Annotated in this window: 16 protein-coding genes; 14 read left to right on the top strand and 2 right to left on the bottom strand. The window is 60.9% G+C overall.

Annotation, left to right across the window (positions count from 1 at the left end):
- Positions 1 to 28: 28 nt before the first annotated feature.
- Together ACHHRT_RS00285 and ACHHRT_RS00280 are read right to left on the bottom strand one after the other, a co-directional pair.
- A complete protein-coding gene (locus tag ACHHRT_RS00285) occupies positions 29 to 2,305 on the bottom strand; it encodes a response regulator (protein ID WP_395496661.1) in 2,277 nt (758 codons plus the stop codon).
- Entirely contained in the window at positions 2,302 to 3,210 is a 909-nt protein-coding gene (locus ACHHRT_RS00280; RefSeq protein ID WP_395496660.1) for a phosphate/phosphite/phosphonate ABC transporter substrate-binding protein, read from the bottom strand. The genes ACHHRT_RS00285 and ACHHRT_RS00280 overlap by 4 nt, the downstream gene beginning before the upstream one ends.
- 248 nt (positions 3,211 to 3,458) lie before the next feature.
- Between ACHHRT_RS00280 and ACHHRT_RS00275 the strand changes: the two genes are divergently transcribed.
- From ACHHRT_RS00275 to ACHHRT_RS00205, 14 genes are all read left to right on the top strand, one after another.
- Positions 3,459 to 5,042 (top strand): ATP-binding protein, encoded by a 1,584-nt coding sequence (locus ACHHRT_RS00275; protein ID WP_395496659.1) that lies wholly within the window; start codon positions 3,459 to 3,461, stop codon positions 5,040 to 5,042.
- Positions 5,035 to 5,412: a response regulator gene (locus ACHHRT_RS00270; RefSeq protein WP_395496658.1), complete on the top strand. Its 378-nt coding sequence runs from the start codon at positions 5,035 to 5,037 to the stop codon at positions 5,410 to 5,412. Before ACHHRT_RS00275 ends, ACHHRT_RS00270 begins: the two co-directional genes overlap by 8 nt.
- Before the next feature lie 17 nt (positions 5,413 to 5,429).
- Positions 5,430 to 5,960: a peroxiredoxin family protein gene (locus ACHHRT_RS00265; RefSeq protein ID WP_395496657.1), complete on the top strand. Its 531-nt coding sequence runs from the start codon at positions 5,430 to 5,432 to the stop codon at positions 5,958 to 5,960.
- Between the two features lie 14 nt (positions 5,961 to 5,974).
- Positions 5,975 to 6,478, top strand: a complete 504-nt coding sequence (locus tag ACHHRT_RS00260) for a nitrous oxide reductase accessory protein NosL (protein WP_395496656.1) — start codon at positions 5,975 to 5,977, stop codon at positions 6,476 to 6,478.
- Positions 6,479 to 6,525: 47 nt separating this feature from the next.
- Positions 6,526 to 6,795 (top strand): hypothetical protein, encoded by a 270-nt coding sequence (locus ACHHRT_RS00255; protein ID WP_395496655.1) that lies wholly within the window; start codon positions 6,526 to 6,528, stop codon positions 6,793 to 6,795.
- Positions 6,792 to 7,979, top strand: coding sequence for an ABC transporter permease (locus tag ACHHRT_RS00250; protein WP_395496654.1), 1,188 nt, complete (start codon positions 6,792 to 6,794; stop codon positions 7,977 to 7,979). The genes ACHHRT_RS00255 and ACHHRT_RS00250 overlap by 4 nt, the downstream gene beginning before the upstream one ends.
- Positions 7,980 to 7,987: 8 nt before the next feature.
- The gene (locus ACHHRT_RS00245; RefSeq protein WP_395496653.1) at positions 7,988 to 8,665 is read left to right on the top strand and encodes an ABC transporter ATP-binding protein; all 678 of its coding nucleotides are present in this window, start codon (positions 7,988 to 7,990) and stop codon (positions 8,663 to 8,665) included.
- Positions 8,656 to 9,669, top strand: a complete 1,014-nt coding sequence (locus ACHHRT_RS00240) for a hypothetical protein (RefSeq protein WP_395496652.1) — start codon at positions 8,656 to 8,658, stop codon at positions 9,667 to 9,669. Before ACHHRT_RS00245 ends, ACHHRT_RS00240 begins: the two co-directional genes overlap by 10 nt.
- 153 nt (positions 9,670 to 9,822) lie before the next feature.
- Positions 9,823 to 10,839 carry a sugar phosphate nucleotidyltransferase gene (locus tag ACHHRT_RS00235; protein ID WP_395496651.1) on the top strand — a complete coding sequence of 339 codons (1,017 nt, stop codon included), beginning with the start codon at positions 9,823 to 9,825 and terminating at the stop codon, positions 10,837 to 10,839.
- 100 nt (positions 10,840 to 10,939) lie between these two features.
- Positions 10,940 to 11,215, top strand: coding sequence for a cell division protein ZapB (locus tag ACHHRT_RS00230; protein WP_395496650.1), 276 nt, complete (start codon positions 10,940 to 10,942; stop codon positions 11,213 to 11,215).
- A gap of 62 nt (positions 11,216 to 11,277) precedes the next feature.
- Positions 11,278 to 11,571: a cell division protein ZapA gene (locus tag ACHHRT_RS00225; RefSeq protein WP_395496649.1), complete on the top strand. Its 294-nt coding sequence runs from the start codon at positions 11,278 to 11,280 to the stop codon at positions 11,569 to 11,571.
- Between the two features lie 726 nt (positions 11,572 to 12,297).
- Entirely contained in the window at positions 12,298 to 13,851 is a 1,554-nt protein-coding gene (rny, locus tag ACHHRT_RS00215; RefSeq protein ID WP_395496648.1) for a ribonuclease Y, read from the top strand.
- A gap of 25 nt (positions 13,852 to 13,876) precedes the next feature.
- Positions 13,877 to 15,088 (top strand): tyrosine--tRNA ligase, encoded by a 1,212-nt coding sequence (tyrS, locus tag ACHHRT_RS00210; RefSeq protein ID WP_395497025.1) that lies wholly within the window; start codon positions 13,877 to 13,879, stop codon positions 15,086 to 15,088.
- A 91-nt stretch (positions 15,089 to 15,179) separates the two neighbouring features.
- Positions 15,180 to 16,553: a M48 family metalloprotease gene (locus ACHHRT_RS00205; RefSeq protein ID WP_395496647.1), complete on the top strand. Its 1,374-nt coding sequence runs from the start codon at positions 15,180 to 15,182 to the stop codon at positions 16,551 to 16,553.
- Positions 16,554 to 16,555 lie beyond the last annotated feature (2 nt).

Raw genomic sequence — 16,555 nt, 5'->3', positions numbered from 1 at the left:
CCCTTTTTTGTTGCCCGTTAACGGCCGACTAGCTACGCAGAACGTGCGCCATGGTTTGGGCCAGGCTGGTCAGGTCGTAGGGTTTTTGAAGGAAAGCACGGGCGCCCCGTTGCATCACCTCCTCCAGCCGCTCATCCTGGCGGAACCCCGAACTCATCACCACCAGGATCTCGGGATTGATCTTTTGCAGCTCCAGAAAGGCTTCTCGCCCCGACATCACCGGCATGGCCATATCGAGGAGTACCGCCCTGATTTCGGCTTGATGCTGGCGGTAGACCTCCAAAGCCTCCAGGCCATCGGCGGCGGTCAGCACCTGATAGCCCAGGATTTTCAGGGCCTCTTCGGCCAGCTGACGGACCACGGGGTCATCATCAACCACCAGAATCAACCCTGATCCCGGTTCGATGGCCGGGATATTTTCCTCCCCGTTTTCAGTCTGGTCGGCCTGTTCCATCCGGGGCAGGTAGATGGAGAAGGTGCTGCCCAGGTCGGGCTCGGAATAGACCATGACATGGCCGTTGTGCTGGCGGACGATGCTTTCAACCATGGCCAACCCCAGCCCGGTGCCCTCATGCCGCTCCTTGGTGGTGAAGAAGGGCAGAAAGATCTTCTCTCTGATTTCCCGGTCCATGCCGATCCCGGTGTCGTTGACCGCCAGCCGCCAGTATGAGCCGGGTTTGATTTCGGGGCGGTGCAGCAGGTCGGGGCCGATCTCCACCGGGGTCAGCTTGATGCTGATGGTGCCGCCCCACTCGCTGGCGGCTCGCATGAAGGTCATGGCGTGGAGGGCGTTGACGCAAAGATTGAGCAAGGTCTGTTCGATCTCGGTGGGATCGCCCATGACCATGGCCTGGCGCAACTTCGGGGCAACCTGGACCACCAGGCGCACCGAACGGTCGAAGGTGGTTTCGCAGATGGCCCGGACATGTTTGATGGTCAGCAACAGATCCACCGGTACCCGCCGGGTTTCCTGGCGCCGGGCCAGGGTCAGCAGCTGGCGCACCATATCCGTTGCCCGTTTGCCGGCGGTTTCCATCTGGCCCAGGTATTCAGCCAGTTCCGCGCTTTCGATGGCCTGACCGCTCTTCTGCTTGAAGCGAAGCAGGGAGAGGTTGCCCATGATGCCGGTGAGGACATTGTTGAAATCATGGGCCAGGCCGCCGGCCAGGGTGCCGATGGTTTCCATCTTCTGGGCCTGGCGTAGCTGCTGCTCCTTTTTCTCCATTTCGGTGATGTCGTCCAGGCGGATCACCATCCCGTCGACCCCGTTGGCCATCAGGGGGAAAAAGGTCAGGTTGCAGAACTGTTCCTTCTCACCCTCCAGCCGTTCCCGGTGCAGGGTGACCGGCTGGCGAGAACGGTTGCTCTCCGCCAACCGCTCGGCGTAACGGCTGAAAAGGGGCACGATTTCATAAAGATTGCGGCCCAGGGCCTTGGTGGTCGGAATGCCGGTGAATTCGGTGGCGGCACCGTTCCACTGGGTTATCTCGCCCTGGTCGTTGATGGTGACCAGCGAGGAGGGCATCGACTCGATGATGTTATGCAGATAGTTGCGCATTTTGGCGAGTTCCCGCTCGCGCCGGCCGATGGTTGCCGCCATTCGCCGCAGGGTCAGGGCGAAACCATGCAGTTCCCGAATCGGTCTGCCGGAGGGAATTTCGACCTGGAAATCACCCTGGCGGATGCTCTCGGTGGCGGTCATGAATTGCCGTAGCGGCCCGGTGAGGCGGCGGGCCATCAGGTAGCCGCCCAGCATGGCCAGAAACCAGAAGCTTGCTCCGATCATAATTCCCTGGCGCTGCAACTGGTGCAGACGGGCCAGCATGGGGGTGGTGGAGAGCATCACCCGCACATGTCCCAGGGTTTGCCGGCCGATAATTACCGGTGAGGTGACGCACAGCCGCTCACCGGTGGCACTGAGCCGGACATTGAAATCCCCATCGACCAACAGGCAGACGCCGGGAGGGAACTTTTCCATGGTGGTTCCCAGCAGTTCCGGCTCAGAAGAGGTGATGATCTGCCACTGCTGGTCACTGATCAGCAGTGCCTCGATATCGGCTCGGGCCGCGAAACTGAGGGCAAAATCCTGCAACGCGGCGTAGTTTTCGGTGATCAGGTCATCAGCCACGAAGAAAGCGGTGTTCAGGGTGATCGCTTTGCCGTGGGCCGTCAGCCGGTCGACGGCGTACTGCTCGAACAGGCGGGAGTGGAGGAATAGAAGGGCCGTGGTCAGCAGCAGGGTGACCACCGTGCAGTAGATAAGCAGCAGGGTCCGCAAAGTAAAAGAAAAAGATCTGGTGCTCATTCGGCTTCTCTTGCGTCCGACGGCCCAGGCTTGTTTGAACAGCAAAAGCTGTTTGCCGGTTGTTTGATCAACCGCAGAAATTCTTGGTAGTCGTTGGTGGTTGCCGGTTCGATTCGGCTAACCTGCAGGCTTTGCAGAATTTTGAGATCTTCGGGACTTGACGGGGCCAGCTTGACCAGTTCTTCGAGGATGACGGCCACGGCCTGATCGTCCATTTCCCCCTTAACCATGAAGGGAAACTGGGGAATATCAACCGATTCGAACACGACCCGCAGCCGTTGGCGGAAGGGGGAGACGGCCGGGGTTTCCAGGGTGTCCAGTCTGATCACCCCGGCGTCGTAGCGACTGCTTAAAACCCCGTACACAATGGTGTCCACCTGGCGGGTGAAAAACAGTTCCAGCTCCTCGTGGGGATCGATGCCGGCCTCCTCCAGGCGGTGGTGGAAAAAGAGATAACCCCCATAGGAGTGGCGGCCGATGGCCGCCACCCTTTTGCCCCGGAAATCGGCCGGTTCATGAATGGCGCTGCCTGCCAGGACCACCACTCCGCCCCGGAAATCGGGGGCGCCCCGGGCGATGACCCGGTAGCCGGCCTCCTCCAGCTGCAGCAAAAGGGTGGGTGGGGCCAGGAGCAGATCGTACTCCCTGGCCTGGCCCCGGTGGAGAAAGGTCGCTACATCCCTGGTCGAGAGGAGGTGCACCGGCCGCTGCAGCCGCTCTTCCAGGCGATGGAGCAGCGGGTCGTAAGTTTCGGCCAATGACCGGGGTGATTTGTAGGGCACGATGGCAAAGCGCAATGGTGCCATCTCTTCCGGGGATTGGGCCAGGGCCGGAGCCGGGCGGTGGGAAGCAACGGCCAGCAGCAGCCCGGTCAACAACAGCAGCAACCAATTTCGCGCGACCATATCCTCAAGTCTCCCCTGCCGGGTATTCGGTGCAACAGCGCCTCTTTGATTTTGCTCAACCTCAGGTACTCTAGCCAGGCCGGCAATGACTGTCAAGCCACGGTGGCGCCTGCGTGTTGCTCTCTTTGTTAAAATATCAGATTATCTTTAAAAAAATTACTATTATCTCTGCGGGGCCCTCTTTTGCCCATTATTACGATCTCTGCTACTATTCAGGCATGGTTAGCTATGGCAAAAAGGGGGGCAGGATGAAGGTGAAGAAAGTTCTGGTGGTGGACAATCATCCCTTGGTGCGCAGAATGATCAGCTCCCGGCTGGAAAAGCTGGGCCATGGAGTGCGCACCGCAGCGGATGGGCTGGCGGCCCTGGATGTGCTGAAGGGGTTTGTGCCGGATCTGATCTTCGTTGACCTGGTGATGCCCAACATCGATGGCGGCCGAATCTGCCGGATCGTGCGTTCCCGCCCGCAACTGGCCGGGGTGTGCCTGGTGATTATCTCGTCGGTGGCCGCCGAGGTTGGGCTTGATCCTGCCGACTACGGAGCTGACGCCTGCATTGCCAAAAGCGGCCAGGGCAAAATTTCCGCCCACTTGGATACCATCCTTCAGGATCTGGAAAATCATGGCCGGATTCTGCCGGAACACCGGGTTCTGGGCGTTGATGACGTTTTTGGGCGGGAGATCACCAGGGAGCTGCTTTCGTTGCAGAAACATCATGAGGTGGTGCTGCAGAATATGAGCGACGGCCTGGTTGAACTGGATTGCCGGGGCCGGATCATCTATGTCAACAGTTCGGGACTGGCCATGTTTGCCTGTCGGGAAGAGGAGCTGTTGGGGGCTGAGATCTATGCCCATCTGGAGCCGGAGCCGGCCCGGATCTTGAGAGCACTGGTGGCCGATCCGGCCGTCAGGCCCTTAAATCTGGCCGACCCCTGGTTTTTGACCGACCGGCAGACCCAGGTGGGGTTTTATCCCGTCCGGGAAGGCTCCCGCCGCTCTTTTGTCCTCCTTTTCCATGACATCACCGAGGCCCGGGCGGTGGAAAGCGCCCTGCGCCGCACCTCCGACAATCTGCGCCAGTCCCTGGCCGAGCTCAAAAGCGCCCAGGATGTGATGATTCGCCAGGAAAAGCTGGCCTCCATCGGGACCATGGCCGCTGGAGTGGCCCATGAAATTCTCAATCCCCTCAACATCATTGGCACCATTATCCAGCTTTTGCAGATGGAAGAGGAGATGCCGGCGAGATTCAAACCCCGGTTTGCCGAGGTGATGGAGCAGATCCGCCGGGCCACCAAGATCACCAACAGCCTGCGGATCTTTTCCCGCCGCCACCAGCCGGAGATCAAGGAGGTGGATATCCATGCCCTGTTGGATAACACCCTGGCCCTGGTCCGGCACGAGCTGGAGTCTGACAATATCCAGGTGGCCCGGGAGTTCACCCCCGATCTGCCCGCAGTGGCCGCCGACCCCGACCAGTTGGCCCAGGTTTTTCTCAATTTGATCAGTAATGCCCGGGACGCCATGAAGCAGAGCCAACCGCGGCGGTTGACCCTGGCCACCAGTCTGGTGGAGCAGGGAGTGGGCCTGGCGGTGCGGGATACCGGTTGCGGGATTGCCGCAAGCGAGTTATCGAAGATATTCGATCCGTTTTTCACCACCAAGGACCCGGGTAGCGGCACCGGCATGGGGTTGGCCATAGTCCACTCCATCGTGGAAAACCAGGGGGGATTTATCGAGGTTTCGTCACGTCCGGGGGAGGGGGCCGAGTTTTTCATTGTTCTGCCCCCTAACCGGCCAAAAACGACAGATCGGGAGGGAGTGAAAAATGGCTGAGGATCGGCGCAGAATTTTGATCGTTGACGATGAATATGTTTTTTGTAAATCGTTGAAGCAGTTTTTGGAAAAGATCGGTTATGAGGCTGAAATCGCCACCAATGGCGAGCATGCCCTGGACTTGATCAGGGATTCCGCCTACGATCTGATGACCCTGGATATCAGGATGCCCGGGCTCAACGGCTATGAGGCGTTGAGCAAGGCCAAGCATATTGCCCCCACCATGTCCATCGTGGTGATCACCGCCATCGATCGGCCCCGGATGGAGGAGATGCTGGAGCATTCCGGCGCCCACGCGGTCCTGCGAAAGCCGTTGGACCTGGAGGAGTTGCGGGCAACCATCGCCGGTTTGCTGGCCGGTTCCCCCTGAGCGAAGGAGGTATGGCGGTGCAAAAAAGATGGCGATTGGGGGCGGGGGGCGTGGCCATGGCCGTCGCCGGTCTGGGGCTTATCGCCCTGTCCCTGTTGTTGCTGGCCGCCTGCGGCGAACGCCAGCGCTTGCAGCTGGGTGATCCGGCCCCTGATTTTAGCTCCCTCGATCAACACGGCGAGCCCTTCACGCTGGCCGATTATCAAGGCCGGCCGGTGGTGCTGCGCTTCTGGTCGGTGGATTGTAAGTTCTGCCGGGCCGACACCCCGATTTTCAACCGTTATTATCGTCAGTACCGGGAGCAGGGGTTGGTGATCATCTATATCAGCCGCAATGATGACCAGGAGATGGTACGCCGTTTCATTAAGGATTTGGAGATCGAATTTCCGGTGATCATCGACCGGGGCGACCGGATCGCCCAACAGTACCGGGTCAAACTTGATCCCCTGGCGGTCGTCATTGATCCCCAGCACCGCCTGGCCGCCGCGGTCCTGGGGGGGGTGGGTGAGGAGGAGTTGCAAAGATTGCTGGGAGGATATCTGCGATGAGGGGTGGAAAACCGATGCCATTCTGGGTTTTGCTGTTGCTGCTTAGCTGGTCGGCGGCCACCGGAGCCGGCTCCGCCCAGGCCCCGCCCCCGGTGGAGCAGGTTGGAGCCCGGGAAAAATGCCCGGTCTGCGGCATGTTCGTGGCCCGTTACCCGCCCTGGATCACCCAGCTCCATCTGGGTGACGGCAAGGTCCACTTTTTCGACGGCATGAAGGATCTGCTGGCCTACTATTTCGATCCCGCCGCCTTTGGCGGCCGGAAAGGGGCGAAGGTGACGGCGATCTGGGCCAAGGATTACTATACCTTGCAGTGGCTGGACGGGCGGAGTGCCTACTATGTGATCGGCAGCGGGGTCCACGGCCCCATGGGTCATGAGTTCATCCCCTTGGCCAGCGAGGAGAAGGCCCGGGCCTTCCTGCGCGATCACCAGGGGCGGGAGATTTTGCGTTTTGAGGAGATTACCCCCGAGCTGGTGGGGTCGATGCGCGGCGTCCATACCATGGGCCGTGGCCGCTGACCGGAGGTTTGTTTGCGATCATGCGTCCCTCCGGCTTAACAGCTCTTTTGCTGCTGATTTTTGCCATTATTAGCGCCCTGGTGCTGGCCCAGGGCCGGGAGTGGCGCTTGCGCCAGGAGGCGGCCTTGCCGCTGCTGCATATCGCGGTGGCCGGGCTGGGGCTTACCGACCTGGCGGTGGCCACCGAGGCCCGCTACACCCGTCATCCGGCGGTCAGCGATCCCCTGGCCCCCTTTATGAGCCATCCCGGCGCCATTGAACACTTTCCCACCGGCTCCTTCTGGGCTCCGCCGCCGGCCTATCGGCGGCAGCCATGAACGCAATTTTCGCCAAGCAGCTCAACCTGGTGGATTTCGCCCTGACCTCCCTTTGGCGGCGGCGGTTGAAAAACGGGGCCCTGCTGCTGGTTTTCGCCGCCGTGATCTTTCTGCTGGCCTCCTTTCATCTGGTCGCCACCGCCCTCGGCGATCGCGCCGGTCAGGTCCTGGAGCGCGCCCCGGATATCGTGATCCAGAAGATGGTGGCCGGTCGCCAGGAATCGATTCCCCTGGAGTATAGCCGGCGTCTGGAGGGACTGTTTGGGATTCGTCAGATAACTCCCCGGATCTGGGGCTACTATTTCGATGAGATTCGCCAGGCCAACTTCACCGTCCTGGGGGTAGATTCCGCTCAGATGCCCCTGGGGGAACATCTGGGGCAAACCCTGGCCATTGGCGAGTTCCCCGTCAACGGGCCAGGGGCGGTCCTGGGCGGCTTGGTTGCCGCCACCCTGGAACTGGCTCCCGGCGATTTTTTTTCCCTTTTCCGCCCGGATCTGACCTTGAAGACCTTGCCGGTCAGCGGCATCTTCCGGGATGAAACCGATCTGCTCACCGCCGACCTGATTGCCCTGAACCTGGCCGAGGCCCGGGATCTCTTTCAGCTCCCCCCCGAATTGGTGACCGACCTTTGTGTCTATGTGTACAACCCGGCCGAGATCGAAAACCTGGCCCGCCGTATCGCTCAACGCCTGCCCGATACCAGGGTGTTGACCCGGGCCCAGATCCAGCGGACCTATCAGGGGGTCTTCGGCTGGCGCAGCGGGATGGCCTCCGTTTGCCTGCTGGCGGCCCTGGCGGCTTTTGCCATCCTGGCCTGGGATAAGGCTTCGGGCCTTTCGCCCGAGGAGCGCCGGGAGGTGGCGATTCTTAAAATCATCGGCTGGGAAACCTCCGATATTCTCACCCTGCGCTGCTGGGAGGCCCTGCTGGTGGCCGGAGGGGCCTTTCTGCTGGGGATATTTCTGGCCTACCTCCACGTGCTTTACTTCCAGGCGGCCCTCTTTCGTCCGGTGCTGGTGGGCTGGTCGGTGATCCATCCCGCCCTCACCCTGGTGCCGACCATCGCGGCCCAGGATCTACTGCTGCTCTTCGCCGTCACCGTGCTGCCCTACCTGGTCGCCACCGTCATTCCCACCTGGCGGGGGGCCGCAGTGCCCGCCGAAGATGCCCTTAATGGATAGTTTACGCGATGCTGATTGAACTGGAAAAGGTGGAGAAGATTTACAACCGGGGGCGGGCCAACCAGGTTCGGGCCCTGACCGAAGTTGATCTGCTGGTGGTCGCCGGTGAGGTGGTTTGTCTCAGAGGCCCCAGCGGTTCGGGGAAAAGCACCCTGTTGGCCATCATCGGCTGTGTGATCCCGCCCACCAGTGGCCGGGCGGCCATTGCCGGCAAGCAGCTGGCCCGCCTACCCGACCGTTTTCTCACCATCCATCGCCGGGAGAGCATCGGTTTTATTTTTCAACGCTTTAATCTGCTGCCGACCCTGACCGTGCTGGAAAACGTAACCCTGCCCCTGCTGCCCCTGGGGATTGGGCCCCGGGAGCGGCGGCAGCGGGCCCGCCGACTCCTGGAGCGCCTGGGAATCGCCCATCGGGAAAATTTCCCCGCCGGCCAGATCTCCGGTGGCGAACTGCAACGGACCGCCATTGCCCGGGCCCTGATCAACAACCAGCCGATCATTTTGGCCGATGAGCCCACCGCCCATCTCGACACCAGGCTCAGTCACGAATTCATGGCCATCATGGCCGAGCTGAAGGCCGAGGGTAAAACCATTGTCATCACCTCCCATGACCCCCTGGTGGCGGAAGATAGCGTCATCGACCGGGTGGTGGAGGTGGCCGACGGGCGGGTCCGATGCTGCTGAACAGCTGGAGTCTGGCCCTGAGCCTCAGCGGCCTGCTGGTGATTTTCCTGCTGGCGGTGGCCGCCCGCAGCGCGCTGCGGGTGATCCGCCACTGGAATCCGGCCAGTGATGATAGCCTCCAGATTGGTCTGGAGAGTGAAATCTGGCTCTCATCCACCCTGGTTGCCTATGCCCTGGCCATCCAGATCACCAGTCTGGTCCTCTTTGTCATGGCTGCCGACAGTTTTGCCCAGGTGCTCAGTGGAGCGATGTGCGCCACTGGGGCGCTGCTGGCCAACCAATTCGGGATGCCGGCCCTGCTGGTCAAGCTGGTCGGGGTTTTTCTCTACGGGTTCTGGCTGGTGATCCATCATCTGGATATCCGTTCCCAGCACTATCCGCTGGTCCGGGTCAAGAGTTGGTATTTGCTGCTGATTCTGCCCTGGCTCGGGCTTGATCTCACCCTCCAGACCCTCTATCTGCTCCGGTTGGATCCCGAGGTGATCACTTCCTGTTGCGCCGTGGTCTTCAGTTCCGCGACCGCCGGTTCGCAGCTGTTGGCCGAGTTGGACGGGGAGCTGATTTTCTGGCCTTTTTACGCCACCATCGCCGGTCTGCTGCTGGTCGGCGTCCTCCTGGGGTGGCGGCAGGAGCGGGCGGGGGCCTGGCTCTACCCCATTTACGGGATAACCTGGCTGCTCTTTCTGCCCTTGGCCCTGCTGGCGGTGACAGTGGCCGTCTCCTCCTACATTTACGCCATGCCCTTTCACAACTGCCCCTTCTGCATTCTGCAGTCTGAGTATGGCTATATCGGTTTTGCCATCTACGGCACCCTGCTGCCCGCCGCTTTCTTCGGCCTGGTCGCGCCCCTGGTCGGACTTTTTCGCGCCCGTCCCGGCCTGGCGGCTCCGGTGGCCGACCTGCGGCGGTTCGCCCTGGTCGCCTCGCTCACCCTGCTGCTGCTCTTTACCCTCTTCGCCTCTTTTCACTACCTGCGCTACCTGCTGCTGGGCGGCGAGGTGTGAGCCGGCCGGCCAGGCTCCGCTCTATTAGCCGCTTGTCGCCGGGGGCCACAGGCTATATAGTGGGCGGGACCGATGGGGCTGGGAACCGATCAATCTCCCCGATAAGGGGCCTGGTTTTAACAAACCGGGAAATCGCAGGAAAATTGTCTGAGTATGGAAAACTTACCACTTTATCTCCTGGTGCTGGCCGCGGGCAAGGGCACCCGGATGCGTTCAACCCGGGCCAAGGTGCTGCACGAGCTGTTTTTCGCCCCGATGATCGATCATGTGTTGGATGCGGTGGCCCCTTTGCGACCGGCGGAAACCGTGGTGGTGGTCGGTCATCAGCGCCGGGAGGTCCAGCGGGTTCTGGCCACCAGGGAGGTGAAAATCGCGGTGCAGGAGGAGCAAAACGGCACCGCCCACGCGGTCCTGGCCGCCGCCGATCTGCTGGCCGGCCGGCCGGGCACCACCCTGATCCTCTGTGGCGATACCCCCCTGATCCGCCCTCAAACCCTGGAAAATCTGCTGGCGATCCATGGCCGCAGCGCCGCCAGCTTGAGCGTCCTCAGCGCCCGACCGCGAAATCCCTTCGGCTATGGCCGGATGGTTTGTGATCCCCAGGGGTGCCTGTTGCGGATTGTCGAAGAGAAGGATGCCTCCGAGGCGGAAAAAGAGATCACTGAGGTCAATGCCGGGGTCTATTGCGTGGCCAACGATTTTCTTTTTCAGGTATTAGGAGAGGTGGGCAGCGATAATCGCCAGAACGAGATGTACCTGACCGATATTGTTGAAATAGCGGTGGCCGCCGGTCGCACGGTGCGGCACTGGTGCTGTCCGGATGCCGATGAGATGCTGGGGGTCAACTCCCGGGTGGAACTGGCCCGGGCCCACGCCCTGTTGCAGCAGCGCCGGAATAGGCAGTTGATGGAGAGCGGGGTTACCCTGCTGCAACCGGAAACCGCCCTGATTGCCCAGGGAGTGGAGATCGGTCCGGATACCATCATCGCTCCCGGGGTTGAGATCAGCGGTCAAACCCGGATCGGTCCCGGCTGCCGGATCGACTCCTTTGTCAAGCTGCATGACTGTATCCTGGAAGCGGGTGCCGAAATCCCCTCGTTTAGTAACTTGCATGGAGCCAGGGTGGCTCCGGGCCGGCAGAGGGGGGAAGAGGGCCGTAAAATGGCTTGACCACCAGGGACGCTCAAGGTAGATTGCCGTTTGCTGTTTATTCTGAATAGTATCTTCTAACTGACTTGATTTTTGTTATTTTTTTGGGAGTATAATTATCATGGATCATGTGGAGAGTCTTAGTCGCCTGGAAGCGATAGTCAATAATTTGCTGGGCAGTCTGGATACCGTGGCCGCCGAAAAAAGAGAGCTTGGCGAACAGCTGCAGCTGCTTGGCGAGGAAAATCGTGAGCTGAAGCAGGAGCTTGCCCGCCTGCGGGAGGAGAAGGACCAGGTTCGCCACCGGGTTGGCGGCATTATTGATACCATTGAAAAATGGGAACGCAACTTTACCTCCCAGCAACCCGCTGTGACCGACGAAGCGGGGCAGGATTAGCCCGCTGCAAAACCTGTTGCTAAGCGCCGCTGTTTTTGGTAACCCTTGTTAAGGAGACGGGCTTGGAACGGCTGGTTAAATTTGAGGTCCTGGGCCAGGAGTACCCCCTCTTCACCGATGCTCCCGAGGAGGATGTGCAGGAGATCCTGCAGCTGGTCAAGACCCACCTGGAGGAGGTCAGCCGGGGAAGTAGTCGGGGGTTGCCGGCCAATAAGGCCGCCATCCTCACCAGTTTGAACATGGCCGGTCAGTATGTTCGGCTGAAGCGAGAGTTTAAGGAGTACCGGCAACAGGTGGAGCAGCACCTGGGCCGGCTGGGCGAACGGGTCGAGCGGGTCGCCCGCGAGGATACTTAACAGTTTCCCCTGCCTTGTTTGTGGTCGGGCAGAAAAATTTCGAGCCAACATTGACATTGAGGGTGACCGCTAGCTGTTTTCTGCAAGGAACTCGTTTTCGGGCGAATTCCTTAAGATGGAAACGCAGGTATCGCCCACCTAACACTGTTAGGTTCGATGTCACTGTCCGGGCACGGCAATGGCGGGGGAATTTTTTCTTTGGGGCGCTCTTCCATCTGGTGCTGGAGCGCCCCCTGCTGTCTGGGTGGCAACCCCGGTGAAGGGGTTTTTATATATGGTCCTGTACGAGAGAGGAAGCAGTCTTTTTTAAGCGTCGCACCCCTGCCGGAAGCCGGCGGGCGTGGCGCCCGGTGATATTCGAGGGTTTTTAGCAAGCGCTCAGGGCACTCCCGAGGGGGCTGTCTGATCCGGTTGCGGGTTTAACGGCATTGGTTGAGACAACAGGATCTTTTGGCGGTGGGTTCTCTATTCCGTTGCCGACGGAGGCTTAAACATTTCTGGCTTTAGTCGCCGCTCTTTCGGCTGACGATCGACGGCCGGGCAGTTGTTGAAACCGATGACCAGTGCGGTCCGCCCGATTTGGGCGATCCTGCCTCTTTCCCTGCTCAGGGTTGGGGTGCCGGTTTGCGCAAATACCCTCTTTCTTCCCCGTTCTCTTCCTGCCTTTCCTCTCTTGGATGCTGTTCATAATCTAATCTGCAAGGGGGGGAGTCCGTGTCAAATATTATGTTGATTATTTTGGTGGGCCTGCTGGGCCTGGTTGCCGGGCTGGCGGTCGGGTTTATGCTGCGCAGATTTATCGCCGAGGGCCGCCGCAAGGATGCCGAGGCCCAAGGGCGGAAGCTGGTGGAGAATGCTTTGGCCGAGGCCGACCGGATCCGTAAGGAGGCCGCTCTCCAGAGCCGGGACGAGGCGCTGCAGCTCAAGCAGGAAGTGGAGAAGGAGATCCGCGAGCGCAAGCGGGAGGTGGCCGAGGAGGAGAAAAGGCTGATCCAGAAGCTGGACCAGATGGAACGCAAGATCGACCTGCTGGACCAGCGGGAGATGGAGCTGATCAAGAAGGAGCAGAACCTGGGCCGGGAGGAGGAGAAATTAAAAAGCCGCCACCGCGAGATCGACACCTTGGTGGAAGAGCAGCGGGGACGGTTGGAGAAGATCGCCGGTATCTCCCGGGAGGAGGCCAAGGCGATGCTGATTGAGGCCATCGAAAGCGAGGCCCGGATGGAGGCGGCCAAGGCGGTGGTCAAGATCGAAAACGAGATGAAGCTCAAGGCCGATCGTAAGGCCAAAAATATCCTGGCCCTGGCAATCTCCCGCTATGCCGGTGATTATGTCGCCGAAAGAACTGTTTCGGTGGTGCCGTTGCCCGGCGATGAGATGAAGGGCCGGATCATTGGTCGGGAAGGACGTAATATTCGGGCCATCGAGGCGGCCACCGGCATCGATGTGATCATTGACGACACCCCCGAGGCGGTGATCCTCTCCGGTTTTAATCCGGTGCGCCGGGAGGTGGCCAGACTGGCTTTGGAGCGGCTGATCGCCGACGGCCGAATCCACCCGGCCCGGATTGAAGAGGTGGTCAATAAAGTGGCCGAGGAGCTGGAAGTGGGGATGCGGGAGGCTGGGGAACAGGCCACCTTCGACGTGGGCGCCCACGGGGTCAACCCCGAACTGATCAAGCTGCTGGGCCGGCTCAAGTACCGGACCAGTTACAGTCAGAACTGCCTGCAGCACTCCCTGGAGGTGGCTTTTCTTTGCGGCATAATGGCCTCCGAGCTGGGGATCAATGTCAAACAGGCCAAGCGGGCCGGCCTGCTCCACGATATCGGTAAAGCGGTGGATCACGAGGTGGAGGGGTCCCATGCCAGCATCGGGGCCGATCTGGCCAAGAAGTATGGCGAGTCCCCCGAGGTGGTCCATGCCATTGCCGCCCATCATGAGGATGTGGCCCCCGAAAGCCTGCTCGATATTCTGGTCCAGTCGGCCGACGCCCTCTCCGGGGCCCGGCCCGGAGCCCGCAAGGAGATGCTGGAGTCCTATGTCAAGCGCCTGGAGGATCTGGAAAAGATCGCCAACGGCTTCAAGGGAGTGGACAAGTCTTACGCCATCCAGGCCGGGCGGGAGATCCGGGTGATCGTGGACAGCGGCAAGCTCAGCGATGCCGAAGCGGCTTTGGTCACCAAGGATATCGTCAAAAAGATCGAGGAGGAGTTGACCTACCCCGGCCAGATCAGGGTAACGGTGATCCGGGAGAGCAGAACGGTGGAGTATGCCAAGTAGGGGCAAAACGGCGATGAGCAAGAAGATGAGTATCAGTGAGCAGATGGAGTACCTGACCCGGGGGGCGGTGCAGGTGATCTCCCCGGAGGATCTGGAGAAGAAGCTGCGTAAATCCCAGGCGAGCGGGTTGCCGCTCCGGGTCAAGGCGGGGTTTGATCCCACCGCCCCCGATCTCCACCTGGGCCATACGGTGTTGATTCAGAAGATGAAGCATTTCCAGGATCTGGGCCATGAGATCTGTTTCCTGATCGGCGATTTCACCGGGATGATCGGTGATCCCACCGGTAAATCGGAGACCAGAAAACCCCTGAGCGCCCAAGATGTGGCGACCAACGCCGAGACCTACAAGGAGCAGGTCTTCAAAATTCTCGACCCGGAAAAAACCCGGGTGGTTTTCAACAGCCACTGGTTGAACAAACTCACCTCCAAAGAGATGATCGAACTGGCCGGCCAGCTTACGGTGGCCAGGATGCTGGAGCGGGAGGATTTCAAGCAACGCTTCGCCGGGGAGAAACCCATTGGGATCCACGAGTTCATGTATCCCCTGATCCAGGGTTACGACTCGGTGGCCCTTAAGGCCGATGTGGAACTGGGTGGCACCGATCAGCTTTTCAATCTGCTGATGGGGCGCGATCTGCAGCGGGCCTGGGGGCAGTCGCCCCAGGTGGTTCTGACCATGCCCCTGCTGGAGGGGTTGGACGGGGCCAACAAGATGAGCAAGTCTTTGGGCAACTATATCGGGATCACCGAAAGTGCCGATGATATCTACGGCAAGACCCTCTCCATGCCCGATCAGTTGATGTTTCGCTACTACGAACTGCTCAGCGACCTCTCCCTGGGGGAGGTCACTGAGTTGCGTCGCCGGATGGAGGCGGGCCAGGCCCACCCCAAGGCGATCAAGCAGCGTCTGGCCCGAGAATTGGTGGCCCGCTTCCATGGCCCCGAGGCGGCCGGCCGGGCCGAGGAGAACTTTGAACGGGTCTTTAAGCAGCATGAACTGCCCGCGGATTTGCCGGAGATAACCCTGGCAGCCGAGCCTGAGCCCCTGTGGCTGCCGCGGCTGCTCTGTGATGCCGGTCTGGTCAAGAGCACCGGGGAGGCCCGGCGGATGATCCAGCAGCAGGCGGTGAGCGTCAACGGCGACAAAATCACGGCGGTGGAAACCACCATTCCGGCCACCGGCGAGGTTTTGTTGAAGGTGGGTAAGCGCCGCTTCTGCCGGGTTATCTTCCGTTAATTTGGGAACTCCCGCCGGAAAATAGGCCACCGGCCGCAGAAATATTTTATATTGGGGGGCAAATCCGGTTTTTTTGCCAATGAGGCTCGCCATGAACCAACCTGTTTATCGTCGCCACTCCACCCCGCGGCTCTCCCGTCGAGATTTTCTGGCTTTGATGTCGGCCTCCGCCGCCGGTCTGGTCCTCAATGGTTGCGCGGTCAATCCGGTCACCGGCCGGCAGCAGTTGATGCTGCTCTCCGAGGAGCGGGAGATCGCCATCGATCGTGAACACTCTCCCCACCAGTTTTCCGCCGATTTCGGCATTTCCCGGGACGGCGCCCTCAATAGCTATGTGGGTTCCCTGGGGGCCGGTCTTGCCCTCCACTCCCATCGACCCGGGATGCCTTACTCTTTCCAGGTGGTCAACGCCAACTATATCAACGCCTACGCCTTTCCCGGCGGCACCGTCGGGGTGACCCGCGGCATCCTGCTGGAGCTGGAGGATGAGGCTGAACTGGTGGCTCTGTTGGGGCATGAGATCGGCCATGTCAACGCCCGTCACGCCGCCCAGCGGATGAGCAAGGGGATCTTCGCCCAACTGGCGGTGGTGGGAGCCGGGGTGGCGGTGGCAACCTCCGAGGATCGCCAGGGGCTGGCTCCCCTGGTCCAGACTTTGGGCGGGTTGACCGCCGGCGCCCTGCTGGCCCATTACAGCCGGGAAAATGAGCGGGAAGCCGATGACTTGGGAATGGAATACGCGGCCAGGGCCGGTCATAATCCCGCCGGGATGGTGGGCCTGCACCGGATGCTGGTGGAGCAGTCCCGGCACAAACCCAACGCCCTCCAACTGATGTTCTCCACCCACCCCATGAGCAGCGAGCGTTTGGCCACCGCCGAAGATCTGGTGGTTAGCCGCTACCGGGAAGAGCAGGGGCGGGCGCGCCACCGGGAGCGTTATCAGGACAACCTGGCGGCCCTGCGCCGTTTGCGGCCGGCCATCGAGGCCCAGCAGGCCGGAGAGAGGGAGATGGCGCGGGAAAATTTTGGCCAGGCCGAGCCCCACTTGCAAAGGGCTCTGACCCTGGCCCCCGATGATTACCCGGGCCTGCTGCTGATGTCCCGCTGTCAGTACGGCTTGGGCCAAAAAGAGGAGGCGGCCCGTTTTGCCGAAGCCGCCCGAGCGGTTTACCCCGAGGAGCCCCAGGCCCTGCAGGTGGCCGGCATCGCCCGTTTGGGCCTGGGCGACAGCCCCACCGCCCACCGTTATTTCGAGGCTTATGAGCGGCTGCTGCCCGGCAATCCCAATATCACCTTCCTGAAGGGGGTGGCCCTGGAAAACATGGGCCAGAACGAGGCGGCCTCCCGGGAATACCTCCTCTATCTGCGGCAGGTCCGTGACGGTGGCCAGTCGGCTTATGCCCACCAGCGCCTGGTGGAGTGGGGGGTGTTGAGCCCGCCGCCCGCCCAGCCCCCGACCCGCTAACT

The sequence above is a fragment of the Desulfurivibrio modestus genome, from assembly GCF_044068625.1.
In the GTDB taxonomy this organism is placed as follows: domain Bacteria; phylum Desulfobacterota; class Desulfobulbia; order Desulfobulbales; family Desulfurivibrionaceae; genus Desulfurivibrio.
The sequence above is the reverse complement of the archived record's forward strand: the minus strand, read 5'-3'. Positions and strand labels throughout refer to the sequence as shown.

Excerpts from the sequence above, each read along its gene's own strand:
- ACHHRT_RS00285 (WP_395496661.1), bottom strand. The coding sequence starts at position 2,305 with ATGAGCACCAGATCTTTTTCTTTTACTTTGCGGACCCTGCTGCTTATC.
- ACHHRT_RS00280 (WP_395496660.1), bottom strand. The coding sequence starts at position 3,210 with ATGGTCGCGCGAAATTGGTTGCTGCTGTTGTTGACCGGGCTGCTGCTG.
- ACHHRT_RS00275 (WP_395496659.1), top strand. The coding sequence starts at position 3,459 with ATGAAGGTGAAGAAAGTTCTGGTGGTGGACAATCATCCCTTGGTGCGC.
- ACHHRT_RS00270 (WP_395496658.1), top strand. The coding sequence starts at position 5,035 with ATGGCTGAGGATCGGCGCAGAATTTTGATCGTTGACGATGAATATGTT.
- ACHHRT_RS00260 (WP_395496656.1), top strand. The coding sequence starts at position 5,975 with ATGCCATTCTGGGTTTTGCTGTTGCTGCTTAGCTGGTCGGCGGCCACC.
- ACHHRT_RS00250 (WP_395496654.1), top strand. The coding sequence starts at position 6,792 with ATGAACGCAATTTTCGCCAAGCAGCTCAACCTGGTGGATTTCGCCCTG.
- ACHHRT_RS00245 (WP_395496653.1), top strand. The coding sequence starts at position 7,988 with ATGCTGATTGAACTGGAAAAGGTGGAGAAGATTTACAACCGGGGGCGG.
- ACHHRT_RS00240 (WP_395496652.1), top strand. The coding sequence starts at position 8,656 with ATGCTGCTGAACAGCTGGAGTCTGGCCCTGAGCCTCAGCGGCCTGCTG.
- ACHHRT_RS00235 (WP_395496651.1), top strand. The coding sequence starts at position 9,823 with ATGGAAAACTTACCACTTTATCTCCTGGTGCTGGCCGCGGGCAAGGGC.
- ACHHRT_RS00230 (WP_395496650.1), top strand. The coding sequence starts at position 10,940 with ATGGATCATGTGGAGAGTCTTAGTCGCCTGGAAGCGATAGTCAATAAT.
- rny (WP_395496648.1), top strand. The coding sequence starts at position 12,298 with ATGTTGATTATTTTGGTGGGCCTGCTGGGCCTGGTTGCCGGGCTGGCG.
- tyrS (WP_395497025.1), top strand. The coding sequence starts at position 13,877 with ATGAGTATCAGTGAGCAGATGGAGTACCTGACCCGGGGGGCGGTGCAG.
- ACHHRT_RS00205 (WP_395496647.1), top strand. The coding sequence starts at position 15,180 with ATGAACCAACCTGTTTATCGTCGCCACTCCACCCCGCGGCTCTCCCGT.